Here is a 23,872-nt window from a genome sequence, read left to right as displayed (position 1 = left end):
CGGGGGGCAACGCCATGAAGGACTTCAGCATGCGGGAGACCCTGGGTCTGCTGCGCAGTACCGCACCGTTTCTGGTGTTCCGTTTCGTCATCTACGTGGGGATCACGCTGGCGTACGTGATCGGCACGGGGGTCGGTGCGGGCCTCGGCTACGGGATCGGATATATCGGCGACAACCCCGGGGTATTCGGTCTGTGGGGCGGCTTCATCGGCTTCGGCCTGGTGGGCGCGGTGGTGTACTTCTTCCGCGAATACCTGCTGTACATCGTCAAGGCCGGGCATATCGCGGTGCTGGTGGAGCGCATGGACGGGCAGGAGCTGCCGCAGGGCCGCGGCCAGATCGAGCACGCGCGCGAGGTGGTGCAAGAGCGCTTTGCCCAGGCCTCGGTGCTGTTCGCGGTGGATCAGCTGATCAAGGGCGTGCTCAAGGTCTTCAACCGGGCCTTCTTCAGCATTGCGGCGCTGATCCCGCTGCCCGGTACGAAGGGTCTGGCGAGCTTCATCAACACGGTCATTAACCTGTCGCTCACCTATCTGGACGAGGTGATCCTCGCCTACAACATCCGCACCCGGGCCGAGAACCCGTGGGCAGCCAGCCGCACCGCGCTGATCCTGTATGCGCAGAACTACAAGGCGTTCCTGAAGAACGCGTTCTTCCTTGCCTTCTTCATCTGGGGCATGACCTTCCTCGTGTTTCTCGTCATCCTTGCCCCCGTCGCCGGCCTGGTGGCGCTGATCCCGGCGCTGGCCGGCCCGCTGACGGTGATCATCGCCCTGGTGCTGGCCTGGGGCGTGAAGCAGGCGGTGATCGAGCCGGTCGGCATGGTCGCGCTGATGCAGGTGTTCAACCGCGTGACCGAAGGACAGGAGCCCGACCCGGAATGGGAAGGGCGGCTGGAAAAACTGACCGGCAAGTTCGGCGAGATGCGGCAGAAGGCCGCGGCCTGGACGGGCGGCTCCGGGCGTTCCGATGAGACGGACGATATGGCGACGGCCGGTGCCGCCAGCAGTGGTGGTGAAGGGGCTGACAGTGATGCCCCGACAACAGGCCCTGGCGAGCAGGATCCCGAAGATCGTGGGCGGGACGCCCCGGATCGGGGCGTTAGGTAAACGCCGGTTCATCGACCCGGGTTTATCGACCCGGATTTATCGCAGTTTCGCCGAGGCACACGGATGTGCCCCGATCAGCCGACCCTCCGTTTGGAGGGGGGCACCGGCTGGCCTACAATCAACGGAATGCGCCTTCGTCCCGAGCATATAAAAGCAATCCGCGAGGTCGTGCGCCGAGAATGCGGTGCGAGCGCCCGTGTTCGGCTGTTTGGCTCGCGTCTGGACGATGCAGGGCGAGGTGGCGATGTCGACGTGCTGGTTGAGCTGGATGACCCGGTCGAGCGCCCGGCCATGCTTTCCGCCCGTCTCTCGGCCATGATCAGCCGCCGGCTCCAGGGGCGTGCAGTGGACGTTGTCCTCTCCGCCCCGAACATCACCCGGAGCCCGGTTCATGACATTGCCGAAAGAGAAGGGCAGCTTCTGTGAAGCTCGGGCACGAACAACTGGAACGTCTGCGGTTTCTCGCGCGTGTCGTACAGCGTGAGCAACAGCATCTTCTGACCACCGACCAGCGCGTATTCAACGAGCCATTCACCCAGGCCCGTGCGCGCGACCTCGCCGAGAAAGTAGACGAGGCCGAACGAGTGGAAGCCTTTGTCAGCCGATTTGGCCGCCTTCAGGATACCCTGGGGGACAAACTGCTCCCGCTCTACCTCGAAGCGCTGGGAGAACATGTTGGCGCCGCCATTGACAACCTTGACCGAGCCGAAAAGCTGGGGCTGATGCCTTCGAGTGACGACTGGCTGGCCATGCGGAAACTGCGCAACCAGATGGTGCACGAATATATCGAGGACCCAGTGACCCTTGCCGACGCCCTGCAAACGGGGCACGAATTCGTGCCGACGTTGCAGTCTGTCGTTCAGGCATTCCTGACTGACATGCGCGCCCGTGGCTGGACCATTGCGGAGACATGACAGACGACCCGTTTAGAGATCACGGTGGCCCTCTCATGTCATTGGCTGCTTCTGGTTCTGCGGGCTAAGATCGCCAGTGATCAGCTCCCGTGAGAAGCATTCCGTGCCCGAATCGGCCCGTCCGCCATCCGATGTCCCCGAAGCCGATTCCGAAGTGGAGGGCGCGCGCCGGCTGGCGGAGCGGCTGAAGGCGCGTTACCGCAAGCGGATCACCGGCGAGCTGGTGATGCCCGCGCGGCCGGCCAGCACCGCGCCTATCCCCGACGACCTCGATCCGGCGATCGCCACCGCGCTGCGGGCGCGCGGCGTCGAGCGGCTGTACAGCCACCAGCGGGCGGCCTGGGATCGGGTGCGTGCCGAGCATCACACCGTCGTGGTCACCCCCACCGCCTCGGGCAAGACCCTGTGCTACAACCTCCCGGTGCTGCAGGCGGCGCGCGAGCGCAAGGCGCGCGCGCTGTACCTGTTCCCCACCAAGGCCCTGTCACAGGACCAGGTGGCCGAGCTGATGGAGCTCAACGAGGCCGGCGATCTGGGCGTGCGCGCCTATACCTTCGACGGCGATACCCCGGGCGATGCGCGCAAGGCGGTGCGCACGCGCGGGGACATCGTGGTCACCAACCCGGACATGCTGCATCAGGGCGTGCTGCCGCACCACACCAAGTGGGCGCAGTTCTTCGAGAGCCTGGAGTACGTGGTCATCGACGAGACCCACAGCTACCGCGGGGTGTTCGGCTCGCACGTGGCGAACGTGATGCGCCGGCTGCGCCGGGTCTGCCGCTTCTACGGCGCGGATCCGGTGTTCATCCTGAGCTCCGCGACCATCGCCAACCCGCAGGAGCTGGCGGAAGGGCTGGTGGGCGCACCGGTGGAGGCGATCACCGAGAGCGGCGCGCCGGCCGGCGAACGCCACCTGCTGCTGTGGAATCCGCCGGTGGTGAATGCCGATCTCGGCATCCGCGCCTCGGCGCGCTCGCAGGTCACGCGTATCGCGCGCACGGCCATGCGGGCGAAGCTGTCCACCATCATCTTCGCGCGCACGCGGCTGATGGTGGAGATCATCACCCGCTACATGAAGGACGTGTTCGACAACGACCCGCGCAAGGCGGCGCGGGTGGCCGCGTACCGTGGCGGCTATCTGCCGAACGAGCGCCGCGAGACCGAGAAGGCGCTGCGCGGCGGCAACGTGGACTGCGTGATCGCCACCTCGGCGCTGGAGCTGGGCGTGGATATCGGCAGCCTGGACGTGTGCCTGCTGACGGGCTACCCCGGCACCATCGCCAGCACCTGGCAGCGGCTCGGTCGCGCCGGACGGCGCAACCGGCCCTCGCTGGGCGTGCTGGTGGCCAGCTCCGAGCCGCTGGATCAGTACATCATTCGCAACCCGGAGTTCTTCCTCGGGCAGTCGCCGGAGCAGGCGCGCATCGCCCCGGACCAGCTGCTGATCCTGCTGGACCACGTGCGCTGCGCGGCGTTCGAGCTGCCATTCCGGCGCGGCGAGACCTTCGGCGGCGAGGACCTGGAGGCCCTGCTCGACTACCTGGAAGAGGAGGGCGTGCTGCACCGCGAGTCCGACACCTGGCACTGGACCGAGGACAGCTACCCGGCGCAGAGCGTCAGCCTGCGCTCGGTGGCCGAGGGCAACTTCGTGGTGGTGGATACCAGCGACGGGCAGCAGAAGATCATCGCGGAGGTGGATTTCTCCAGTGCCGCCGAGACCCTGTACGAGGGGGCGATCTACCTGGTGCAGGCGGTGCCCTACCAGGTCGAGCACCTCGACTGGGACGGGCGCAAGGCCTTCGTCACCCGCACCCGCGCCGATTACTACACCGACGCCATCGACTACACCCGGCTGAAGATCCTCGACGACTTCGAGCGCAGCGCGGCCGGGCAGGGGGAGGCCGCGCGAGGCGAGGTGCATATCGTCCGCCGCATCCCGGGCTACAAGAAGATCCGCTACTACACCCACGAGAACATTGGCTACGGCAATATCAATCTGCCGGATCAGGAGATGCACACCACCTCGGTGTGGTGGCAGATGGCGCCGGAGGCGCTGGAGGAGCATTTTGCCTCCCGCCACGAGGCGCTGGACGGCTTTCTCGGCGCGGCCTACGCGATGCATCACGTCGCCGCGCTGGTGGTGATGTCGGAACCGCAGGATCTCGGTCGTGCGGTGGGTGACGGCGACGCCCGCTGGTTTGCCACCGTGGGGGCCGGCGGGCGGGGACAGCTGCGCACCCTCGACGGCGGCGAGCGCGACCCCGAGCAGGAAGCGCGCTTCCGACCGGCGGTGTTCCTGTACGACAACTATCCCGGGGGCGTGGGGCTGTCGTCGCCGCTGTTCGATGCGCGGGCGCGGGTGGTCCGCGACGCCCTGGCCTTGATCCACAACTGCGGCTGTGCCCATGGCTGTCCCGCCTGCATCGGCCCGATTCTCGCCAGCGACGAGGTGCGCGGGTTCTCGCCCAAACAGGCGGCGCTGACCGTGCTGGAGGCCCTTGGCGAGGGGGCGGCGGCATGAGCCTGTCCGACCGGCTGAACACCCTGCGACGGCAGGCCGGCGTGACCCCGGAACGGCGCACCGCGGACGAGGTTGTCCGGGACGGGGCCGGACCCTCCGGTTCGGCCCCCGGGGGTTCGGAAGCCGGCCCTGCGGATGCCGCAGGCGGGACGGCCCCCGGGATCGAATCCGGGCAAGAAACCGGTTCGATGACGGACGCCTCCGCAGATCCGGGGGGTGCGTCGGGAAACGAAGGGTCCGTGCGCGAAGGCCGGGCGCCAGCGACCGGGCAGGGCGAAAGCCCGCAGCGCGCCCGCGCCCTGGCCGAGCTGCGCGAACGGATCCGGCGTATGGGGGCTGCGCCGAAACAGCCCAGCGCGCAGGATGTCAGGCACTCCGCCGTATCCCCCGCAGATGGGAAGTCAGACGGGGCGACGGCACCGACCGCGATCCCCAATGGCCCGGCCGTATCCGTTGACGAACTCGCCGAACGTCTCGGCGGCAGCCGCATTGGCGAACACGTGATCCTGCTGGATCGCGAGCTGCCACCGGGGCACGAACATGGCCGGCTGGCTCTGGGGGAGGCCCTGGAGTCGGCGTGGCCGTTCTGGGAGGCCGGCGAACGGGTGGGCTTCATCGACACCGAGACCACGGGGCTGGCCGGCGGTGCCGGGACCGTGGCGTTTCTGGTGGGCCTGGCGACGCCGACCGGCGAGGGCCTGCGCCTGCGCCAGTGGCTGATGACCGCGTTCGCCGGCGAGGCGGCCATGCTGGAGTCGGTGGACGCCGCGCTGGCCGGCTGCGAGCGCCTGGTCAGCTACAACGGCAAGACCTTCGACCTGCCGCTGCTGCGCGACCGCCGGCGCATGCAGCGTCGAAACGATCCGGCGGACAGCGCCCACACCGACTTTCTCCATCCGGTACGCGCGCTGTATGGCCATGCCTGGCCCGACTGCCGCCTGCGCACCGCGGAAGAACGGCTTCTGGGCCTGCAGCGCACCGATGATCTCCCCGGCTCCGACGCGCCGTGGGCGTGGCAGGCGTATCTGCGCTTCGGTCAGGCGGATTTGCTGCAGCGTGTGGTGCGGCACAATGCCGACGATATCTTCAGTCTGGCCGTTCTGGGTCCCGCGCTCGCCGGGGTGCTGGCGGACCCGCCGGCGCAGCTGGCTTCGCCGGAGGGCGCCGCGCGTCTGTTACACCGGCTTCGGGGGCCGGTGGAAGCCCGCCGGCTGCTGCAGCAATGCGAACAACGGCTGAACCCCGCCGGGCGGTTGTGGCTCGCCCGGGAATGGCGCCGCGCGGGTGTCTGGGAACGCGCGGTCGCTCTGTGGCAGTCTCTGGCCGAACAGGGACACCCGGAAGCCATCGAGGCCCTGGCCAAATACCACGAGCATCAGCGCCGTGACCCCGCGACCGCCCTGGAGTGGGCGCGTCGCCTGCCGGATTCTGCCGCCGCGCGTGCACGGTGTGCCCGGCTGGTACAGCGCCTCGGCCGGGATGCAGGCCTGCTCGCCGACGCGAGCCCGGACTCGGCGCCCGATCGGCCAGAGGGCTGGCCTCCCACCGGTTGAAGCCGGGCTGGGCCCCGACCGGTCCGTTCCGGTGCCGGGGATTTGTTACGATCCCGGAATCCCTCGCCACGTCGAGTCCATGCCCATGCGCCTGTCGAACGAAACCCGCGAGACGATTCGCACCACGGTGCGGGAGGTCTTTGGCGAGGAGGCTCGCGTGCTGCTGTTCGGTTCGCGCACGGATGATGCCGCGCGCGGCGGGGACATCGACCTGCTGGTGGAGCTGCCGCAGTCGATGCCGGATCGGCGGTCGCGGGAGCTGACCCTGGTGGCGCGCCTGCAGAGGCGCCTGGGGGATCGCGAATTCGATGTGGTCACCATCGATCCCGATACGACCTGCGAGCCGATTCATCGCGAAGCCCGTCGCACGGGGGTGCCGCTGTGAACGAGGAAAGTTTGCTGCCAGTCGATCGCTTTCTGCAGACGCTGGAGATCGTGCGCCGGGAGGGAGAACATCTGGACTGGAGTCGCGGGCGGCTGGCAGCGGAATCGATCGACGCTGAATGGGTGCGAGCGCTGGACGACGCCCCGGAGCGAGCGGAGCGCATGGAAGCATTCGTGTCCCGTTTCGGCCGCATGCAGGACACCATCGCCGACAAGCTCCTGCCACGCTGGCTTCTCGCGCTGGCGGAAACACCGGGCAGTCAGATCGAGGTCCTCAATCGGGCGGAACGTCTGGGTGTGATCGAGGACCTGGAAGACTGGCTTGAAGTGCGGCGGCTGCGCAACCGGCTGGTGCACGAGTACATGCGCGATCCGGAGACCTTCGCCGAAGACCTTTGTCGTACCCGCGCGCACACGGATATGCTGCTGGACACCTACGAGCGGGTGCGGCGTTTCGCGGTGGAGCGCATGGGACTGGATTCCACGGCGGTGCCCGTATCGCTTGTGGGAGCGAAATAGTGCCGGCATGTCGCTGATCCGGCGCTATCCGCCCAAGGCGCCGGCGCCCCGCCGGGAGATCTTCGGCTGGGCGATGTTCGACTTCGCCAACCAGGCCTACACCCTGCTGATCATTACCGTGATCTTCGGCGATCTGTTCACCCGCGTGATCGTGGGGGACGGGCCGGATTACCGCCTGGGCAACCTGCTGTGGAGCGTGGCGCTGGCGGTGAGCTACGGCCTGGTGGTGGTTCTGGCGCCGCTGGCGGGGTCGATCATGGATGCGACGGCCACGCGCAAGCGGTTCCTGCTGGGTTCATGGCTGCTGACGGTGGTCACCACGGGACTGCTGTATTTCGTCGAGCCGGGGCTGATCTGGTTCGGCATGGCGCTGATCATTGCCTCCAACTTCGGGTACGCCATCGGCGAGTCGTTCATCGCCAGTTTCCTGCCGGACCTGGGCCCGCCGGAGCGGCTGGGCTGGATCTCGGGGCTGGGCTGGGGGCTGGGGTATCTGGGCGGTCTGGTGGCCACGGCGTTTGCGCTGGGGCTTCTGGGCGAGGTGACCGAGGACAACTTCGACCGCATCCGCTGGGTGGGGCCGTTCGCGGCGGCGTTTTTCCTGGTCTCGGCGCTGCCGACCTTCCTGTTCCTGAAGGAGCGCGGTACGCGGCGCCAGCTTGCGCGCCGGGTGCAGCTGGGGCTGGGCTGGCGGCGCGTACTGCAGGCGCTGCAGCGCCTGCGCGAGGATCGCGCGCTGCGCAGCCTGTTCGTGTCGATCTTCTTCCTGATGGCGGGGATCTACATCATCATCGCCTTCACCTTTATCTATGGCTCGCAGGTGATCGAGTGGGACGAGTCCACGCGGGTGACGATGTTCGTCATTACCCAGATCACGGCGATCGTCGGGGCGATCGGGTTTGGGTGGCTGCAGGATCGCGCGGGGCCGGTGCGGATCTACCGCCTGACGCTGATCATGTGGTGCCTGGCGGTGCTGGCGATCTACGCCACGCCCACGCTGGCGGACGCCCTGGCCGCACTGGTGGGCCGCCCGGTGGAGGCGCAGGAGGTGTTTCTGGCGGTGGGTGCGGTCGCCGGGCTGAGCCTGGGGGCGGCGCAGTCGGCCGGCCGCGCGCTGGTGGCGATCATGTCCCCGCCGCGCGAGGCCGGGCGCTGGTTCGGATTCTGGGGCCTGGCGGCCAAGGCCGCGGCGATCTTCGGCCTGCTGGGGCTGGGCCTGCTGCAGGCCTGGCTGGGGCTGGCCAACGCCATCCTGTTCTGTCTGGTGCTGTTCGTGATCGCCCTGATCGCGTCTGCCCCGGTGCGCACGCCCGACCACATCGCGGGCGTGTGAACCGTTGAGCCGGCCGGAGCCGGCTCGCGGTTTGTGGCTCAGTGCGCGTGGTGGCCCTTGTGCAGGTATTCCACGCCGTCGAGGCTTTGCAGATGGATCTCGCGCACCGGGATGAAGCGGGCGCTGCCCGGGGTCACGATCTCTTCGGTCACGCGCACGCGGTAGGGCGGCTCGTGGTTGAGCAGCTGGCCCACGTAGCGCTTGCCCTCGGCCTCCACGCGCACCGGAGTGGTGTCCTCGTAGCGGCTGAAATTGTAGGAGACGTTGCGCGGGTACTGCAGGTTGCCTTCCGAAAAGGTGCTCATCGCCGGATTCTCGCTGTTGGGTTCATGGGATCGCGGCCCATTCTACCCGCTCTGCTTGATGCTGGCGAAGGCATCGAGGGCGGCCTGGCGGCTCTGTTTCAGGTCGACCATGGGGGCGGGATAGTGGGCGCCGAGGCGGGGGCGCAGCTGGTGGATGTCGCGCGCGGAGGCGCGGGCGAGTTCGGGGACGAAGCGCCGGATGTAGGCGGCGTCGGGGTCGAAGCGTTCCCCCTGGCGCTGCGGGTTGAAGATGCGGAAGTAGGGCGCGGCATCGGCGCCGCAGCCGCCGGCCCATTGCCAGCCGAGGGTGTTGGCGGCGAGGTCGGCGTCGACCAGGGTGTCCCAGAACCAGCGCGCCCCGGCGTGCCAGTGCAGCCGGAGGTTTTTGGTCAGGAAGGAGCCGACTGCCATGCGCATGCGGTTGTGCATCCAGCCGGTCTCCCACAGCTGGCGCATGGCGGCGTCGATCACCGGGATGCCGGTGCGGCCCTGCTGCCAGCGCTCCAGGTCTTCCGCCGACTCGCGCCAGGGGAAGGCCTCGAAGCGCTGATTGAGAGGCTGCTCCGGGGTGTGGGGGAAGTGGTACAGCACGTGGTGGGCGAAGTCGCGCCAGCCGAGTTCGCGCACGAAGGGCTCGGCCGGGCCGTCGGTCGGCTCGTACCCGGCCTGGCGCAGGGCGCGCAGGATCTGCGTCGGGCTGATCTCGCCGAAATGCAGATGCGGTGACAGCCGCGAGGTGCCGTCGGTGTCAGGGCGCTCGCGGCATTCGGCGTAGGCGCCCACGCCGTCATCGATGAAGCTCTGCAGACGTTCCAGCGCGGTGCGCTCGCCCGGGTTCCAGGCGGCGGCCAGCCCGCTGTCCCAGCGGATGCGCGGCAGCAGATCCAGGGTTTCCAGCGGTTCCGAGGCCGGGGGCGACGGCGGCGCGGGGATGCGGCTCGGGGCCGGCAGCGGGTCGCGTTCCAGCCCGCGTTTGCAGGCGGCGCGCCAGTACGGGGTGAAGACCCGGTAGGGCGTGCCCTGACCGGTGGCCAGTTCCCAGGGTTCGTGCAGCAGGGCAGCGGCGAAGCTGTGCACCTCCAGGCCGTCCTCGCGCAGCGCGGCCTTGATGGTGGCGTCGCGCGCGGTGATCGCCGGTTCGTACAGGCGGTTCCAGTAGACCGCGCCGGCGCCGGTCTCGTGCACCAGCGTGCGGAGCTGCTCAAGGCTGGGGCCCTGGCGCAGGGTCAGCGTGGCCCCCAGGGCTTCGAGCTCGCCCCTCAGCGCCTGCAGGCTGTGATGCAGCCACCAGCGCGACGCCGCGCCGGGGGCCCAGGGCGCTTCTTCGTCCGGGGCGTGGATGTACACCGGGATTACCGGGCCGCCGCGGCTGAGAGCGGCGTGCAGCGCGGGCTGGTCGGCCAGGCGCAGGTCGCGGCGCAGCCAGACGAGGGCGGGGGGCGGGGTACTCACAGGCGGTCTCCTTTGCGCAGGCGCCGGCGCAGCTCACCCGCGCGAGGTCGTGTTCCCGCGCGCCGCCGAGGACGATCAGCAGCGTGCGCAGGGGCGTCGCCATCGCCTCGGGCCCATCCAGGGGTTCAGCCGCGGCCCAGGTACTGCCAGAGCCGGTCGGCGGCTTCCAGGGGCGCGCCGGGCAGGATTTCCACCGGGCGCTGGCTGTCGAGCTTTGACAGCTCGAGGGCGGCGGAGCCGGCCAGGTAGACCGGCGCTCCGGGTGCCGCCAGGATTCCCTCCACCTGATTGAGGTCCGGGCTGCGCAGCAGGCGCGACGAGCCGTGCAGGACAATCCCGCGCGCACCCAGGGTGCCGACCAGCGACTCCAGCGCGGCCGCACTGGTCGCGTCGAACAACGACAGGGTGGCGAGACCGCGCCGGGCACAGCTGACCTGGAGCAGCATGCCGCCGACCTGCTGATGACCGCCGCCCAGCACCAGGCAGGGCGCCACAGGCCCTTCGCAGGCCCGCAGGGCATTGCGCAGCTGGTCGGCCAGGGCGGCGGTGGCCCAGGCGGAGAATACCGCCAGGCGTACCTCGCCCTCGGGCGAATGGCGGGACTCCTCGCGCAACTGACGATAGACCTCGAGGAAGGCGCGTTCGTGCACCCCGTCCCATCCGTGACGCATCACCAGCCGCGCGTAGGCGCGGTCCAGCTGCTCCACGTCCAGCGGGTCCACCGCGTGGTACAGCGCGTCGGCAATGGGGTCGGCCGTATGCGGGGCAATCCCGGGGCCACTGATCGCGGGCCGTCGGCCGGGTGCCGGCGAGGCGGGTCCGTCGTCCCCCTCGGGTTCGGCGGGATCCTGCGCCGCGGCGTCTTCGTCGCGCTGCAGCACGCGATGGACCTGCGAGACCGGAATGCCCTGGTCCAGCAGTTCCATGATCCGACGGACCCGCCGGATGTCCTCCTCGCTGTAGAGGCGGTGTCCCTTGGGGGTGCGCATCGGGCGGATGAGCCCGTACCGACGCTCCCACGCGCGGAGGGTGACATCATTGATGCCGGTCTCCGCACAGACGTGCCGGATCGGGTACAGCCCCGCCTGCTCGTTCGAGTCGTTGTCGGTTGCGATGGCCATGCTCCGAACTATACAGGATCTGTACAGACCATGTACGAAAAAAGTGGATGCCGGCTCGGGAATTCCGCGAGGGAATGCTTGATCAACTTGAGCGGTCTCACAGACATTACACGTCCGGATTGAGGTAGGCCATGAGTTTCATGAATCCCGTGTCCGAAATGCGCCGCACGCTTGCGGTTCTGGCGGCAGGTCTGGCGCTGGTCCTGGCCGGAGCCCATCCGCTGGCGGCCGAGCCGGCGAATCCGGAGATGGCCGACAGCATTTCCCCGTATCTGCGTCTGCACGCGGAGGACCCGGTGCAGTGGCGGGCCTGGGATCGGGGCCTGCTGGACGAGGCGCGCGAAAGCGGCCGGCCGCTGCTGATCTCCAGCGGTTATTTCTCCTGCCATTACTGTCACGTGATGCACGAGGAAAGCTTTCTCGACGAGGGCATCGCCGAGCGGCTCAATGAGCACTTCATCCCGGTCAAGCTGGACCGCGAGGTGCATACCGCGCTGGACACCTACCTGCTGGAGTTCCAGCGCGCGACCGGGGGCAGCGCCGGCTGGCCGCTGAACGTGGTGGTGATGCCCGAGGGCCATGCGCTGACCGGGGTGGTCTATGCGCCGCGGGATGGCTTTGCCAACTTCCTCGACGGCGTGGTGGAGCGGCTGAGGGCGGATGAGGAGCGCCTGGCCGAACTGGCCGCCGCCGGCTCGCGCGAGCTGGAACAGCGTCTGCGCGACGGGGAACAACCCCTTTCGGCGGAGCGTGCGGCACGCCTGCCGGATGTCCTCTGGAGCCGCATGGAACGCGAAGCGGATGATCTGGGCGGGGGCTTCGGGCAGGAGACCAGGTTCCCGCATTCCCCTTATCTGGATGCACTGCTGACCGCACAGGAAGACACCCGCGCGCCGGACTGGGTCGGAGAATTCCTGAGCATCACTCTGGAAGAGATGGCCGGATCCGGGCTGCGCGACGTGCTGGGCGGCGGCTTCTTCCGTTATTCGGAAACCCCGGACTGGGGTACCCCGCACTTCGAGATCATGCTGGAGGATCAGGCGCAGCTGGCGCGTGTCTACCTGCGTGCTGGCGAGCTCTTCGGGCGCGAGGACTGGACGCGGATCGGCCTGGAGACCCTCGATTTCGTCGGCCGCGAGATGGCCCTGCGCGATTCCGACCCCGGCGCGGCGGGCGCACCGGAGAGCGATTTCCGGGGCTTTGCCTCCAGCCTGTCGGCGCTGGACGACGAGGGCCGCGAGGGCGGTGCCTACCTGTGGCCGGGCACCGCGCTGGACGCCGCGCTGGAGGATCACCCCGAGCCGGAGCTGGTGCGGGCACGTTTCGGCATGGACGGCTCGCCGTCGTTCAGCGACGGCCACCTGCCGGCCGATGGTATGGATACCGCGGCACTGGCCGAGCGCTTCGACCTCGACGAGGACCGGGTGCGCGAGTACGTCGACCGGGGCCGCGAGGCGCTGATCGAGGCGCGTCAGGAGCGCGGCCTGCCGCGTGACGAGAAGGTGCTGACCGGCGCCCACGGCATGCTGCTGTCGGCGCTGGCCGAGGCGGTGCGTCAGGACCTGGGCGAGGAGTACGAGACCATGGGCCGGGACGTGCGCGACTGGCTGGCGTCACGCGCCGACGAGCCGGAGGACCTGCCGGCGCTGCTGGGTCTGCCGGCCAAGGAGGTCGGCCCGGCCACGCTGCCGGACTACGCGTACGTGGCCCGCGGCCTTCACGACTGGGACGCCGCCACCGACAGCGGCGACGGCGAGCGGGTGCGCGCCCTGCTGCGTACCGCCTGGACGCGTTTCTCCGGCGAGGACGGGTTCCGCACCACCGAGGACCCGCCGTTGCCGGGCATGATCGCCGAGCGTTTCCATCCGGCCGTGCACCGCCCGTCGGGGACCACCGCCGTCCTGCAGCTGACGGCCGAACACGCCGCCGCGGATGCGGATCTGGAGTCCGCGCTGGCCGACTATCCGCTGGAGCCGGGGCAGGGCATCGAGAGCAATCCGCTGCACCACGCGGGCCTGATCCTGTGGCTGGAGGAACGCGGGGACGAAGGCTAGACTGCGCCTTTTCCACGCAAGCAGGAGTGTGCGCATGTCCGGTCAGCCCACGGCGCTGAAATCCGTCACCTTCCACGGCCTGGAGCCCGGGCCGCGCCTGATCGTGCTGGGTGCGGTGCATGGCAACGAGCTGTGCGGCACCGAGGCGACCGAGCGGCTGCAGGCGGAACTGGAATCCGGCGAACGCGAGCTGCTGCGCGGCACGCTTACGCTGGTGCCGCGCACCAACCCGCTGGCGGTGCAGCGCAACCAGCGCATGGGCGAGCGCAATCTCAATCGCAACCTGCGGGTGACCGAGGATCCGCAGGATTTCGAGGACCGTATTGCCAACCGGCTGTGCCCGCTGCTGGCGGCGCACGACGTGCTGCTGGACCTCCACTCGTTCCACACCGGCGGGCAGCCGTTCATCATGCTCGGCCCGCGTGACAACGATGGCGAGCTGGAGCCGTTTGCGCAGGCGGCCGAGGAACAGGCGCTGGCGGCCTGCCTGGGACCGCGGCGCATGGTGGAGGGCTGGCTGGACACCTATGCGCGCGGGGTGGAGAAGCGCATGAAGAACCCCAACGCCAGCCACCGGGCGCAGATCCTGTCCACCGATCCGAGCTACGGCATCGGCACCACCGAGTACATGCGCAGCCAGGGCGGCTACGGGGTGACCCTGGAATGCGGCCAGCACGACGACCCGCAGGCGCCGGAGGTGGCGTACAACGCCATCATCAACGCGCTGGCGCAGCTGGCGATGCTGCCACGGCGTGCCACGCCCGGGCAGGCTGACCCGGAAGTGCTGCGCCTGGTAGAGGTGATCGATCGCGACCACCCGGATGATGCCTTCGCCCGCGAGTGGAAGAGTTTCGATCCGTTGACCCGGGGTGATCTGATCGGCGTGCGCGCCGACGGGACCGAGGTGCGCGCGCCGGAGGACGGTTTCATCGTGTTCCCCAACCCCAACAGCCTGCCGGGGAACGAGTGGTTCTACCGCGCGGAGTTCAGCGACCGCGAGGTGCCCCCGGGTCCGCAGTAGGCCCCGGGGGCACAGCGGGCCCGGGGGCCGCGGCAGACAGAGTGCGGCTCAGTCGTCCGCGGGCAGTCTGGCGGCGCGCCGCAGGGCGCGGTCCACGGCGTTGAGCGCCTCGAGCTCCTCGCGGCCGCCGCGGTCGCCGCTTTCGGCACGGATCAGCTCCAGGCGGGGCGGGGTGGTGTCCGGGGGCGTCGCCAGGGCTTCCAGGCCGCCATCGCGCTCCACCCGGTTGATCTGCTGCCAGCCGCGTTCGGTCTGCAGCACGCCCTTGAGGCGGTCCGCGTCCTGTTCCCGGATCAGGGCCTCCAGCGCCGCGTGATCGAACACGGTGGACGTCGGGAAGCGCCATGAACGGCCGACGAACCCGTCGCCGCGATTGTCGATCACGACCCAGTCGCCCGTGTCGGATGCGGGCGCATGGTCATGTTCGTGTTCATGCCCATGGTCGTGATCGTGGCCGTGGTCATGGCCATCGTCCGCGTTCGCGGACAGGTATGCCCGGGCCTCCGGGAACAGGGCGCCGCCGTGCTCCAGGCGCGCGGCGTCCAGCAGCGCCGCATCGATGTGCCCCTCGCGGGTCTCGATCACCCGCGGGCGCGGAGCTGGCAGGCCGGCCACGAACGCATGCAGGGCCTCGCGGTCGGCCTCGCTCCAGGCGTCGGCCTTGTTCGCGATCAGCACGTCGGCCACCGCGATCTGGTCGTTCCAGTTGGGGTGCTCGCGATGGCGCGGCGAGGCCAGGTGGCGCGCGTCCATCACCGTGACGGTCGCGCGCAGATCCAGCGCGGTGTCGTAGGGCGGGGCGGTCAGGGTACGGATGATCTCGGCCGGATGCCCGAGGCCGGTGGGCTCGATCAGGATGCGATCGGGCTGCTGCTGGCGGATCAGGCGGTTGAGGCCCACGGTGAACATCTGCGCGGAGACGCAGCACAGGCAGCCGCCGGGGATCTCCTCGGTGCGCACGCCGGTGTCGGCCAGCAGGCCGCCGTCCACGCCGATCTCGCCGAACTCGTTGACCAGTACCGCCCAGCGCTCGTCCTGCGGGCGCTGGGCCAGCACCGCGCGAATGGTGGTGGTCTTGCCGACCCCGAGGAAGCCGGTGACGAGGTTGACCGGGATGTCGCGGTGGGCGGGTTCTGTGCGGCTCATGGCGGTCTCCGTGATTCGACGGTGAAACATGATAACAGTGGTGGTTCGCGGATCCCGCCGGCTCGCCTGCAAGCAGGTCCCAACAGGCATCGTAGGATGCCTGCTTGCAGGCGAACCGGGCCGCAACGCGAGGATGGTTCGGCATTAGCCGGGCGCCCGAACTCCGTCGCCGCTGCGGGGTCGATTGGTACAGATCCTTGAACGAGGAGTGCCCCATGCTGATACGAGTGCGCCGCCGCAGCGAGATCCCGCGCAGCGAGGTGACGCCCGAGGCGGTCTACCGGCGCCGCCGCGAGTTCATGAAGGGCGGTCTGGCCCTCGGGGCGGGGCTGGGCCTGGGGGCGCTGGGGCTTGCGGGCCCGGCGGGTGCCGACCTGCGCGACGAGCTTAAGCCCCTGGACGCGGAGCCGGGCGAGTTCTCCACCGACGAATCGCTGACCCCGTTCGAGGACGCGACCACCTACAACAACTTCTTCGAGCTGGGCTCCGGCAAGGAAGATCCGCATCGTCTGGCCGACCGGCTGCAGACCGACCCCTGGAGCATCCGCGTGGAGGGGCTCTGCGACAACCCCGGGGAGTATGCGCTGGAAGATTTCATCGACCCCTGGTCGCTGGAGGAGCGGATCTACCGCCTGCGTTGCGTGGAAGGCTGGTCGATGGTGATCCCGTGGATCGGTTTCGAGCTCAACCGCATCATCGACCGTGCCGAGCCGACCGGCAGCGCCCGCTATGTCGCCTTCGAGAGCATCCATGATCCGGACAACCTGCCGGGGCAGCGTCGCAGCGTGCTTGAATGGCCGTACGTGGAAGGGCTGCGCATGGACGAAGCGCGCCATCCGCTGACGATCATCTCGGTCGGGATGTACGACCATGTGCTGCCCAACCAGAACGGGGCGCCGATCCGGCTGGTGGTGCCGTGGAAATACGGCTTCAAGAGCATCAAGTCGATCGTGCGCATCCGCTTCGTCGAGGACGAGCCGCCGACCTCGTGGAACCGCATGCAGCCGAACGAGTACGGCTTCTACAGCAACGTGAACCCCGACGTGGACCACCCGCGCTGGTCGCAGGCCACCGAGCGGCGCATCGGCGAGTTCCGCCGCCGGCGCACCGAGATGTTCAACGGCTACGGGGAAGAGGTTGCATCGATGTATGCCGGAATGGACCTGACCGAGAAGTTCTGAGTGGAAAGACGCCGGCGCGCATCGGCCCGGCCTCCGCGCGGGGTGTGGACCCTGGTGCTGGCGGCCTCGCTGGCGCCGGGGGCGTGGATCACCCTGCGCGCGGCCGGGTGGTTCGGCGGGCTGGGGGTCAACCCGATCGAGCGGCTGCTGGCGGATACCGGCACCCACGCGATGATCGCGCTGCTGGTGGCGCTGGCGGTCACGCCGTTGCGCCAGTGGACTGGCCTGGCCTGGATCAGCGCGCTGCGGCGGATGCTGGGGCTGGTGGCCTTTGCCTGGGTCAGCGCGCATCTGCTGGTCTGGGTCGGGCTGGATCTGTTCTTTGACTGGGTACTGATCCTCGATGACATCCGTCACCGGCCCTATGTCACCGTCGGGTTCACCGCCTGGGTGATCCTGCTGGCGCTGGCGCTGACCTCCACGCGCGGGGCGCAGCGGCGGCTGCGACGCTGGTGGCCGCGCCTGCACCGCCTGGCCTACGCGGCGGGCGTGCTGGCCATCCTGCACGTGCTGTGGTTGACCCGCGGCGCGGACTACGTCGAAGTGGGGATCTATGCTGCAGTGCTGGCGGTGCTCCTAGGCTGGCGGCTGTGGCGGGCCCTGCAACCGGTGCGAAGGCCCCGGGCGGGATGAAAGATCTCCCCGCGGCCGGCGTCGCATCGCTACAATGGGGAAAACGTCTGACTGGAGCAGTTCCTTGGCCACCTTTACCCTCACCCTGCATGCCCCCGATCCCGAGCAGCCCGAGCTGCAGACGGTTTCGGTGGACGAATCCGGCGACGAGCTGCCCGAATACGGGCAGGTGTGGGTGTGGGACATCCTCTACGCACAGCAGCTGTTCGCGCTGGGTGACACCCAGCCGGCGCAGGATCTCAAGGAGATCCTCGAGCTGTGGGCGGTGAACATGTCCAGCAAGGTGTTCCAGCCGCACCAGCACATCCTGAACAAGGGCTATCTGGACCTCTCCGAGAACCTGAAACTGGTGACCGACGAGACGGAACGCCCCGCACCGGCCGACGGCGACCGACGGATCGAGGTGCAGGTGACCGGGCAGGTGGGGCAGATGCCGGAGGTCGCCGTGTCGCCCGAGTCACTGGAGGCGAACGATCGGGTGCATCTGGTACTGGGGCTGGCGCAACATTTCAATTATGCCAACGACAAGTTCGGGCGCGAGCTGCCGATCCATGTCCTGGCGCTGCGCAAGTACCACGCCGACATTCAGCTGCCGCATACCCGCGAGGCGATGGATGACGGGCCGATGTACGCCATCCAGAAGGCCATGGAGTACTTCCAGGCCGCCAACCAGGGCACGGTCCAGTAGCGCCGCCGGGCGGGCATGGGAAACACTGATCCATGAAGACCGTCTACCACAACGCCGATCCGGTGATGGCCGAGTTCATCGGCGGCATGCTCAACGACGCGGGCATCCCCGCCCACGTGCATCAGGCCGGGCTCTATGGCGCCTCGGGCGAGATCCCGCCCAACGAGTGCTGGGCGCGCATCGTGGTGGTGCACGAGGAGCAGGCCACCGAGGCGCGGGAACTGGTGATGGAATACCTCGAGGGCGATCCGGTGGGTGACGCGACCGAATGGACCTGCCCGAGCTGCGGCGAGCGGATCGAGCCGCAGTTCACCCAGTGCTGGAACTGCGGGCGCGAGCGGCGCTGAAGCAGCGTCAGCCGGAGCCGGCGCGGACCAGCGGCTGGTCGCCGTTATAGTGCCGACCGATGCGCCGGATGTATTCGCGGGTTTCTTCGTAGGGCGGGACGCCGCCATGGCGTTCCACCGCACCGGGACCTGCGTTGTAGGCCGCCAGGGCCAGGTCCAGGTCGCCGTCGAAGCGCTGCAGCATGGCGGCCAGATAGCGCACACCGCCCTGGACGTTCTGGGCCGGATCGAAACGGTCGGTCACCCCCAGCTCTGCCGCGGTGGCCGGCATCAGCTGCATCAGGCCGTGGGCGCCCACCCGTGACACGGCCTCGGGATCGAAGCACGACTCCACGTGGATCACGGACAGGACGAGTTCCGGATCCACGCCTTCGCGGCCGGCGGCGTCGTGGATGATGTCGGCGTATTTCCCGCCGCCGCTGGCCATTGCCCGTTGGGCGTTGCGGCCGCAGCGGGCGCGCGCCGGCGGACGGCCGTACTGGGCGATCAGCTCCATGCCGGGCCCCTGGTTGCGCAGGTTGGTGACCAGACGTTCGCCGTCGGGTCCCTCGAAGACGAAGATCTCGGTCGGCGACCAGCCGTCGTCACCGCCGGTGGTCGTGTTGCCGCGCGAGGACGAGGGACCGGGAACGTCCTCATAATCGCCGTGTTCGGGCGGTTCGTCACTGATGACGCGGGCGCCATCGTCATCGATCCAGGTGTAGAACTCGGCCTGCGCCGGTACCGGGGCCGCGAGACCCCCTGCCAGGGCCAGTGACCCGACCGCAAGGGTCAGGGCGGACAACCCCCTGCGCAACGCCGTAAGATGATGGACCGTGTTCAAGCCGGTTCTCCCGTCGATCTGCCGATCCCCATGACCGCCTTCTCCTCGACTGCCGCCATTATGGCGCCGGAAACCACGGCGCTGGAAGGCCTTTTGCGCGATGAATCCGCGCACGCGGGGCCGGCCCGGGTGGAAGTCCTGGATCGAGTGGATTCCACCAGTCGCTATCTCCTGGAGGACGTGTCCGCCGATGCGCTGCCGCGGGCCGGACGGGTGTGTCTGGCGCGCGAGCAGACCGCCGGTCGGGGCCGGCGTGGCCGGGACTGGGTCGGGCACCCGGAAGACGGCATTGCACTGTCCGTGGCGTGGCCGCTGGAACCGGGCGAGCGGGTGCCGCCGGCGTGGCCGGTGGGCGCCGGACTGGTGCTCGGCGAGACCCTGCACGAGCTGGGCTACGCCGCGGTCGGCCTGAAATGGCCCAATGATCTGGTGGTCGGCGAAGCCAAGCTGGGGGGCATCCTGGTCGAGCAGCAGGCGCCGCGTGTCGCGAACGGTGTCGGCGGGCGGCTGGTGGCGGGCGTGGGGCTGAACCGCGCCGGGTCGCAGCGTCTGCAGCTGGGGCGTGCGGTGACGGACCTGGCCGCGCAGGGTGTCCCGCCGCCGGGCTGGCTGGAACTGGCGGGGCGCCTCGCCGCGAGTCTGCTCAGGGCGCATCCATGGCTGATGGCACACGGTCTGAGTCAGGCCGGCGAGCGGCTGGGTGCCGTGGATGTACTGGCGGGGCAGCGCGTGGAACGCCTGGAGACCGGCGAGCGATTCCTCGCGCTGGGGATCGATCCGCAGGCCGGAACGCTCCGGGTGCGCGGCGAAGAAAGCGGAGAACGGGGCGGGGAACAGGCTCTGCATTCCGGAGAGGTCAGCGTGCGCAGGTGGAAACATGTCGAGTGACGGGAATCCGAGTCTGACGCTACTGCTGGATCTGGGCAGCAGCCGCCTCAAATGGTCCCTGCGCGACGAGTCCGGGGTGGAACGGGCCAGCGGTGCCGACGCCGATATCACGGCCGGCGTGGCGGAGCTGGCGCGGACGGTGGCGGTTCCGCCGGTGGCCGCGTGGCTGGCGCGGGTCGGGGCGCCGGAGCGCTCGCAGCGCCTGCGCGAGGCCCTGGCCACGGCCTGGCCCGGTCTGACGGTCGAGGAGGTGGAACCCCGTCTGGAGGCGGAGTCCGGCGTGGGCCCCGGGGCGGCGGCGCGGTCGGACGTGCTGGTGTCGCGGTATGCCCACGGCCAGCTGGGCGTGGATCGTTATTGTGCCCTGCTGGCGTCGCGCGCGCGTGATCCGGGGCAGCCGGTGTTGCTGGTGGATGCCGGAACCGCCGTCACCGTGGACGTACTGCGCGCCGACGGTGTGCACCTCGGGGGTTACATCCTGCCGGGGCTGCACGGCGGCTGGGCCGGGATGCAGAAGCTGCTGAGCGACCGCATCGCCCCGCGTGCGCCGGGCGCGGGTTTTGATCCGTGGCCCGAGCGCTCGCCGGGGCAGAGTACGGCCATGGCGCTGGACCGGGGCTGGGCCACGGCCTGGGCGGCGGGCGTGGCGGCCGTGGTGGCGGCCGGCCGTGAATCGCTCGCGGACACCCCGTACCCCGAGGAGGGGAGTACCGGCTCTGCGGGGGTGGCGCGCGTGCCGGTCTGTCTCCTGACGGGGGGGGATGCCCGGATGCTGATGGAGCATCTGCCGGGGCCGGTGAGAACGGATCCCCGGCCCGTGCTGGACGGGCTGGCGGTGCTCGCCGGGCTGGAGCTGGCGGACGAGTCATGGACGGGGAGGGCGGGGGAATGATTCGCTGGACGGTTTTTGTGTTGCTGCTGGCCAACCTTGGCTATCTGGGTTGGGCCTACCAGAGCGGACACCTGGACCCGGATCCCTGGTCCGATGCTCCGCCCCCGGAGGCCGCGGGCGAAGGCATCAAGGTGCTGGAGGTGCGCACCGGGGCCGAGGCGGAGCGTTTGCGCCAGCGCCTGGAGGCCCGGGAGGATCCCTCCGCGTCGGCCGAGGGCGAGGAATGATCGCTTCTTAATCCTCGCCCGGCATGCCGCGCTGCAGGGCGGCGAATCCGAGCGCGATGTCATCGGGGTCGGCACCGGGATGGATCTGCAGCTGGGCTTCCACGGCCGCCGGGTCCACGTGGCTGGCCGCCACCGCCTCCGCCGGCAGGTAATGCAGCCACCAGGCCAGTGCGGCCTGGGTGGGTACCTCGGTCCAGGGTTCGAGTTCCCCGTCCAGTCGCTCGGCATGGGCGTTCAGATCCTCGTCGAAGAACGGCTGCAGCCGGTCCAGGCGCGCCTGCGGGTCGGGTTTGCCGGCGGCGGTGTCCGTCGGATTGCGCTCCAGCGCCCGGGCGGCCCGGCGCAGTTCCAGACGGGCGATTTCCGGCCAGATCTGCGCGGGCAGATAGCCTTCCAGTTCGGGCTGGCCCTCCTCAGTGACCGCATGCAGGAAACCCACCGGGATGCCCAGATAGGCATCCACGCCGCGCAGGGCGGTGTCGGCCCACTCGAGCAGCTCGTCATCGTCGAAGATCCGCGCACTGGCGGCCAGTGCCGCGATGGCCTGCCCCGAGGTATGGGCGTAGGTCGTGCGGTCGATCCGCGGCGGATCGGTGGCGCGGCGTTCATCCGGATCCAGTCGGTAATAGGCATTGTCGGCGTACTGGGAGTTGCCGAAGCGCCGCTGGTCCTCGTCCCACATCGCATCGCGCAGCCAGCGGATCACGTCTTCCGCGATCTCGCGGTAGCGTTCATCGCCGGTTTCTTCCCAGGCGCGGGCGAACAGCCACAAAAACGCGGCATTCTGATCCAGGCGTTTGGAGGTCTCCAGGGCCCGGTCCGGGTCGCGCTGGTCGAAGTCATAGAAGAAAAAGAAGCCGCCATCCACCGGGTCGTGCAGGTCTTCGGCCACCTGATCCAGCAGACCCGGCATGCGCCCGGCCCATTTCTCCTGATCCAGCAGGAAGCGGTAGGTCCAGGGTTGCGGGCGCTTGCTCAGGGTACCGAACAGCGCGCTGCCGCTGAGGCGGTCAGCGTCGGCGACGTACACCTGGTCGAGCATCTCAAGAAAGCCGTCGACCGTGGTGATCGGCTCCTCGGCGGGGGTTTCCTCGCGCCCCGTCACCGACACCACCCGCTGCTGGCGCTCCAGGATCCGGTACAGGCCGTCGGCGCGGATATGCCCGGTGAAGCGCGAGATCACGTCATCGTCCGGGGTGGTGATGACCACGAAGGGCAGACCGCGGCCGCCATAGCGCGTAAAGAGGTCGGCGCGCCGATCCAGGTCGATCAGGACCGGGACGTACTCCTCGTTCAGGATGTCCACGACCATGGGGTTTTCCAGCGACTCGTTCTGGAAGTCGATGCACCAGGTGCACCATTGCCCGTGGAAGTAGAAGAACAGCGGCTGGTTCTGATCCTCGGCCCGGTCGAACAGTTCGGGATCGAAGCTGTTCCATTCGATCTGCGAATCCGCGGGGTAGTCTTCCGCCGACGCCGCACCGACGAACAGCCACAGCGCCGCGATCAGCAGGGTACCTGCGGCGCGCAAGCCGTTGCGGGCAGTTGAAACGTGTTGAGTTGCGGTTCCCATGTCGGGCTCCTGGACCGCGTCTCGCGGTCGACTCTTTCGTAAAGCATAGACCCTGGCTGCGGGGCTTCTCCATGATCGCCGCGCTCGGCTGCTACCATGCGCGGGTTCATCCGAGGGATCCTTGCATGAGAGACGAAAGCGCGCGGTTGGCTGTTCCGCGGAGGTGGCTGCGATGAGCGACGTGCGGATTCTGGTGCCGGGGCTGCGCGATGCCCTGGTGGCGGCACGCGCCGCCGGGGGCGGCGGGCTGGCGGTACGCTGGCTGCGGCAGCTGCTCGCGCGTTCGCGCGCGGCGACGCCCGCTGAAACCGTCACGGGGGTGCGACCGGACGAACCGCCCGGCTGGGAGCGGACCCTCGCGCAGGCGCTGGGATATACGGAACCCGGAAACGGAGGAGAGACGGGGTCCGCCTTGCGTACCTGGCTGGCCAGTCCGGTAGCACTGAATGCCGGCATGCGGGACCTGACCGCCCGTCCGGTGGACGGGGTCGCCGATACCGATCGGGAGGCCCTTTGGGCGGCCGCCGCACCGGAGCTGGAAAAGGTCGGGGCGCGGCTGGACCAGTCGCCGCAGGGCTTGTGGCTGCTGTCGATGGCCGCCGCGGGTGCCGACGGCACCCGCAGCCCGTCGGCAGGCTGGGGCCGGCCGATGCCGGCCGCCGGCCTGGACAGCGAGGCCGCCCGCTGCCTGCAGGTGCTGGGCAACGCGATCCAGATGGCCTGGTTTCAGCATCCGGTCAACCAGCAGCGCGAACAGAGCGGTCTGGACCCGGTGCAGGGGCTGTGGTTCTGGTCGCCGGGCGAGCCGCCGCCCGCTGCGCCGGCAGTGCGGGTCGCCGGCGGCGGCATCCACGGCCGCTGGCTGGCGGAGACCGCGGGGGCGGACTGGAATCCCGATCCGGCGTCGGGTGGCGACGTGATCGTGATGGATTCGCTGGACGGTCCGGCGAGCCCGGAACGCATGGCCGAGCTGCTGACCTCGCTGGTGCTCGAGGTCATCGCCCCGCGCGCCGCCGGCCTGCGCTTCGGCCGAACCGGGCGTCTGGAGATCGAGGATCCATTGCTGCCACCGGCGGAGGGCCCGCGTCGCATACTGCGCGGACGCGATACCTGGGCGCTGTGGCGCCGGCGGATGCCCTGGCCCGGTCTGTAACTCCGTGCATGAGTGATACCACGCAGGCGGCCGGG

The 23,872-nt window shown here is 69.3% G+C and carries 24 protein-coding genes; 18 read left to right on the top strand and 6 right to left on the bottom strand.

What is annotated here, in order from left to right; all coding sequences use genetic code 11:
* Positions 1–14: 14 nt before the first annotated feature.
* The 8 genes from D893_RS09085 to D893_RS09050 all read left to right on the top strand — a co-directional run bounded on the left by D893_RS09085 (position 15) and on the right by D893_RS09050 (position 8,333).
* Positions 15–1,109, top strand: a complete 1,095-nt coding sequence (locus tag D893_RS09085) for a hypothetical protein (protein ID WP_018945837.1) — start codon at positions 15–17, stop codon at positions 1,107–1,109.
* A 126-nt stretch (positions 1,110–1,235) separates the two neighbouring features.
* Positions 1,236–1,535 carry a nucleotidyltransferase domain-containing protein gene (locus tag D893_RS09080; protein ID WP_026288845.1) on the top strand — a complete coding sequence of 100 codons (300 nt, stop codon included), beginning with the start codon at positions 1,236–1,238 and terminating at the stop codon, positions 1,533–1,535.
* Complete coding sequence (locus D893_RS09075; RefSeq protein ID WP_018945839.1) at positions 1,532–2,023, top strand: hypothetical protein; 492 nt, start codon at positions 1,532–1,534, stop codon at positions 2,021–2,023. The genes D893_RS09080 and D893_RS09075 overlap by 4 nt, the downstream gene beginning before the upstream one ends.
* Before the next feature lie 103 nt (positions 2,024–2,126).
* Complete coding sequence (locus D893_RS09070; RefSeq protein WP_018945840.1) at positions 2,127–4,544, top strand: DEAD/DEAH box helicase; 2,418 nt, start codon at positions 2,127–2,129, stop codon at positions 4,542–4,544.
* Positions 4,541–6,097 (top strand): ribonuclease H-like domain-containing protein, encoded by a 1,557-nt coding sequence (locus tag D893_RS09065; RefSeq protein WP_110619613.1) that lies wholly within the window; start codon positions 4,541–4,543, stop codon positions 6,095–6,097. The genes D893_RS09070 and D893_RS09065 overlap by 4 nt, the downstream gene beginning before the upstream one ends.
* Positions 6,098–6,182: 85 nt before the next feature.
* The gene (locus tag D893_RS09060; protein ID WP_018945842.1) at positions 6,183–6,482 is read left to right on the top strand and encodes a nucleotidyltransferase domain-containing protein; all 300 of its coding nucleotides are present in this window, start codon (positions 6,183–6,185) and stop codon (positions 6,480–6,482) included.
* Complete coding sequence (locus D893_RS09055) at positions 6,479–7,000, top strand: hypothetical protein (RefSeq protein ID WP_018945843.1); 522 nt, start codon at positions 6,479–6,481, stop codon at positions 6,998–7,000. The genes D893_RS09060 and D893_RS09055 overlap by 4 nt, the downstream gene beginning before the upstream one ends.
* Positions 7,001–7,007: 7 nt before the next feature.
* Positions 7,008–8,333, top strand: coding sequence for an MFS transporter (locus tag D893_RS09050; protein ID WP_110619612.1), 1,326 nt, complete (start codon positions 7,008–7,010; stop codon positions 8,331–8,333).
* A 38-nt stretch (positions 8,334–8,371) separates the two neighbouring features.
* Here the strand turns inward: D893_RS09050 and D893_RS09045 are convergent, their stop codons facing one another.
* From D893_RS09045 to D893_RS09035, 3 genes are all read right to left on the bottom strand, one after another.
* The gene (locus tag D893_RS09045) at positions 8,372–8,638 is read right to left on the bottom strand and encodes a hypothetical protein (RefSeq protein WP_018945845.1); all 267 of its coding nucleotides are present in this window, start codon (positions 8,636–8,638) and stop codon (positions 8,372–8,374) included.
* Positions 8,639–8,680: 42 nt separating this feature from the next.
* Positions 8,681–10,090: a deoxyribodipyrimidine photo-lyase gene (locus tag D893_RS09040; RefSeq protein ID WP_110619611.1), complete on the bottom strand. Its 1,410-nt coding sequence runs from the start codon at positions 10,088–10,090 to the stop codon at positions 8,681–8,683.
* 125 nt (positions 10,091–10,215) lie between these two features.
* Entirely contained in the window at positions 10,216–11,211 is a 996-nt protein-coding gene (locus tag D893_RS09035; protein ID WP_018945847.1) for a MerR family transcriptional regulator, read from the bottom strand.
* Positions 11,212–11,342: 131 nt separating this feature from the next.
* On the opposite strand from D893_RS09035, the gene D893_RS09030 reads away from it, so the two are divergent.
* Positions 11,343–13,265: a DUF255 domain-containing protein gene (locus D893_RS09030; RefSeq protein WP_110619610.1), complete on the top strand. Its 1,923-nt coding sequence runs from the start codon at positions 11,343–11,345 to the stop codon at positions 13,263–13,265.
* A gap of 34 nt (positions 13,266–13,299) precedes the next feature.
* On the top strand, positions 13,300–14,286 hold the full coding sequence (locus D893_RS09025; protein WP_018945849.1) for a succinylglutamate desuccinylase/aspartoacylase family protein: 987 nt from the start codon (positions 13,300–13,302) through the stop codon (positions 14,284–14,286).
* Positions 14,287–14,334: 48 nt separating this feature from the next.
* Here D893_RS09025 and D893_RS09020 read toward each other — a convergent pair whose 3' ends face one another.
* Positions 14,335–15,432 (bottom strand): GTP-binding protein, encoded by a 1,098-nt coding sequence (locus tag D893_RS09020; RefSeq protein WP_110619609.1) that lies wholly within the window; start codon positions 15,430–15,432, stop codon positions 14,335–14,337.
* 215 nt (positions 15,433–15,647) lie between these two features.
* Here D893_RS09020 and msrP point away from each other — a divergent pair, with 215 nt between their 5' ends.
* From msrP to D893_RS09000, 4 genes are all read left to right on the top strand, one after another.
* Positions 15,648–16,613 (top strand): protein-methionine-sulfoxide reductase catalytic subunit MsrP, encoded by a 966-nt coding sequence (msrP, locus tag D893_RS09015; RefSeq protein ID WP_110619608.1) that lies wholly within the window; start codon positions 15,648–15,650, stop codon positions 16,611–16,613.
* A complete protein-coding gene (locus tag D893_RS09010; RefSeq protein ID WP_246863899.1) occupies positions 16,614–17,246 on the top strand; it encodes a protein-methionine-sulfoxide reductase heme-binding subunit MsrQ in 633 nt (210 codons plus the stop codon). It abuts the gene before it with no gap.
* A 64-nt stretch (positions 17,247–17,310) separates the two neighbouring features.
* Entirely contained in the window at positions 17,311–17,934 is a 624-nt protein-coding gene (locus tag D893_RS09005) for a hypothetical protein (protein ID WP_077243969.1), read from the top strand.
* Positions 17,935–17,966: 32 nt separating this feature from the next.
* Positions 17,967–18,281, top strand: coding sequence for a DUF2007 domain-containing protein (locus tag D893_RS09000; RefSeq protein WP_018869615.1), 315 nt, complete (start codon positions 17,967–17,969; stop codon positions 18,279–18,281).
* Positions 18,282–18,288: 7 nt separating this feature from the next.
* Here D893_RS09000 and D893_RS08995 read toward each other — a convergent pair whose 3' ends face one another.
* Positions 18,289–19,065 carry a lytic transglycosylase domain-containing protein gene (locus D893_RS08995; protein ID WP_110619606.1) on the bottom strand — a complete coding sequence of 259 codons (777 nt, stop codon included), beginning with the start codon at positions 19,063–19,065 and terminating at the stop codon, positions 18,289–18,291.
* A gap of 99 nt (positions 19,066–19,164) precedes the next feature.
* On the opposite strand from D893_RS08995, the gene D893_RS08990 reads away from it, so the two are divergent.
* Genes D893_RS08990 through D893_RS08980 form a run of 3 tightly spaced genes read left to right on the top strand, consistent with a single transcriptional unit; the run spans position 19,165 to position 21,111 of the window.
* Positions 19,165–19,992 (top strand): biotin--[acetyl-CoA-carboxylase] ligase, encoded by an 828-nt coding sequence (locus D893_RS08990; RefSeq protein WP_210434089.1) that lies wholly within the window; start codon positions 19,165–19,167, stop codon positions 19,990–19,992.
* The gene (locus tag D893_RS08985) at positions 19,982–20,884 is read left to right on the top strand and encodes a type III pantothenate kinase (RefSeq protein ID WP_110619605.1); all 903 of its coding nucleotides are present in this window, start codon (positions 19,982–19,984) and stop codon (positions 20,882–20,884) included. Before D893_RS08990 ends, D893_RS08985 begins: the two co-directional genes overlap by 11 nt.
* Positions 20,881–21,111 carry a hypothetical protein gene (locus D893_RS08980; RefSeq protein ID WP_110619625.1) on the top strand — a complete coding sequence of 77 codons (231 nt, stop codon included), beginning with the start codon at positions 20,881–20,883 and terminating at the stop codon, positions 21,109–21,111. The genes D893_RS08985 and D893_RS08980 overlap by 4 nt, the downstream gene beginning before the upstream one ends.
* Before the next feature lie 7 nt (positions 21,112–21,118).
* Here D893_RS08980 and D893_RS08975 read toward each other — a convergent pair whose 3' ends face one another.
* Complete coding sequence (locus tag D893_RS08975; protein ID WP_110619604.1) at positions 21,119–22,684, bottom strand: DUF255 domain-containing protein; 1,566 nt, start codon at positions 22,682–22,684, stop codon at positions 21,119–21,121.
* A gap of 172 nt (positions 22,685–22,856) precedes the next feature.
* Here D893_RS08975 and D893_RS08970 point away from each other — a divergent pair, with 172 nt between their 5' ends.
* Positions 22,857–23,837, top strand: coding sequence for a hypothetical protein (locus D893_RS08970; RefSeq protein WP_018945859.1), 981 nt, complete (start codon positions 22,857–22,859; stop codon positions 23,835–23,837).
* Positions 23,838–23,872: the final 35 nt, after the last annotated feature.

Origin of the sequence: Thioalkalivibrio sp. ALE21 (assembly GCF_003208255.1) — a bacterium.
Classification (GTDB): domain Bacteria; phylum Pseudomonadota; class Gammaproteobacteria; order Ectothiorhodospirales; family Ectothiorhodospiraceae; genus Thioalkalivibrio; species Thioalkalivibrio halophilus.
The sequence above is the reverse complement of the archived record's forward strand: the minus strand, read 5'-3'. Positions and strand labels throughout refer to the sequence as shown.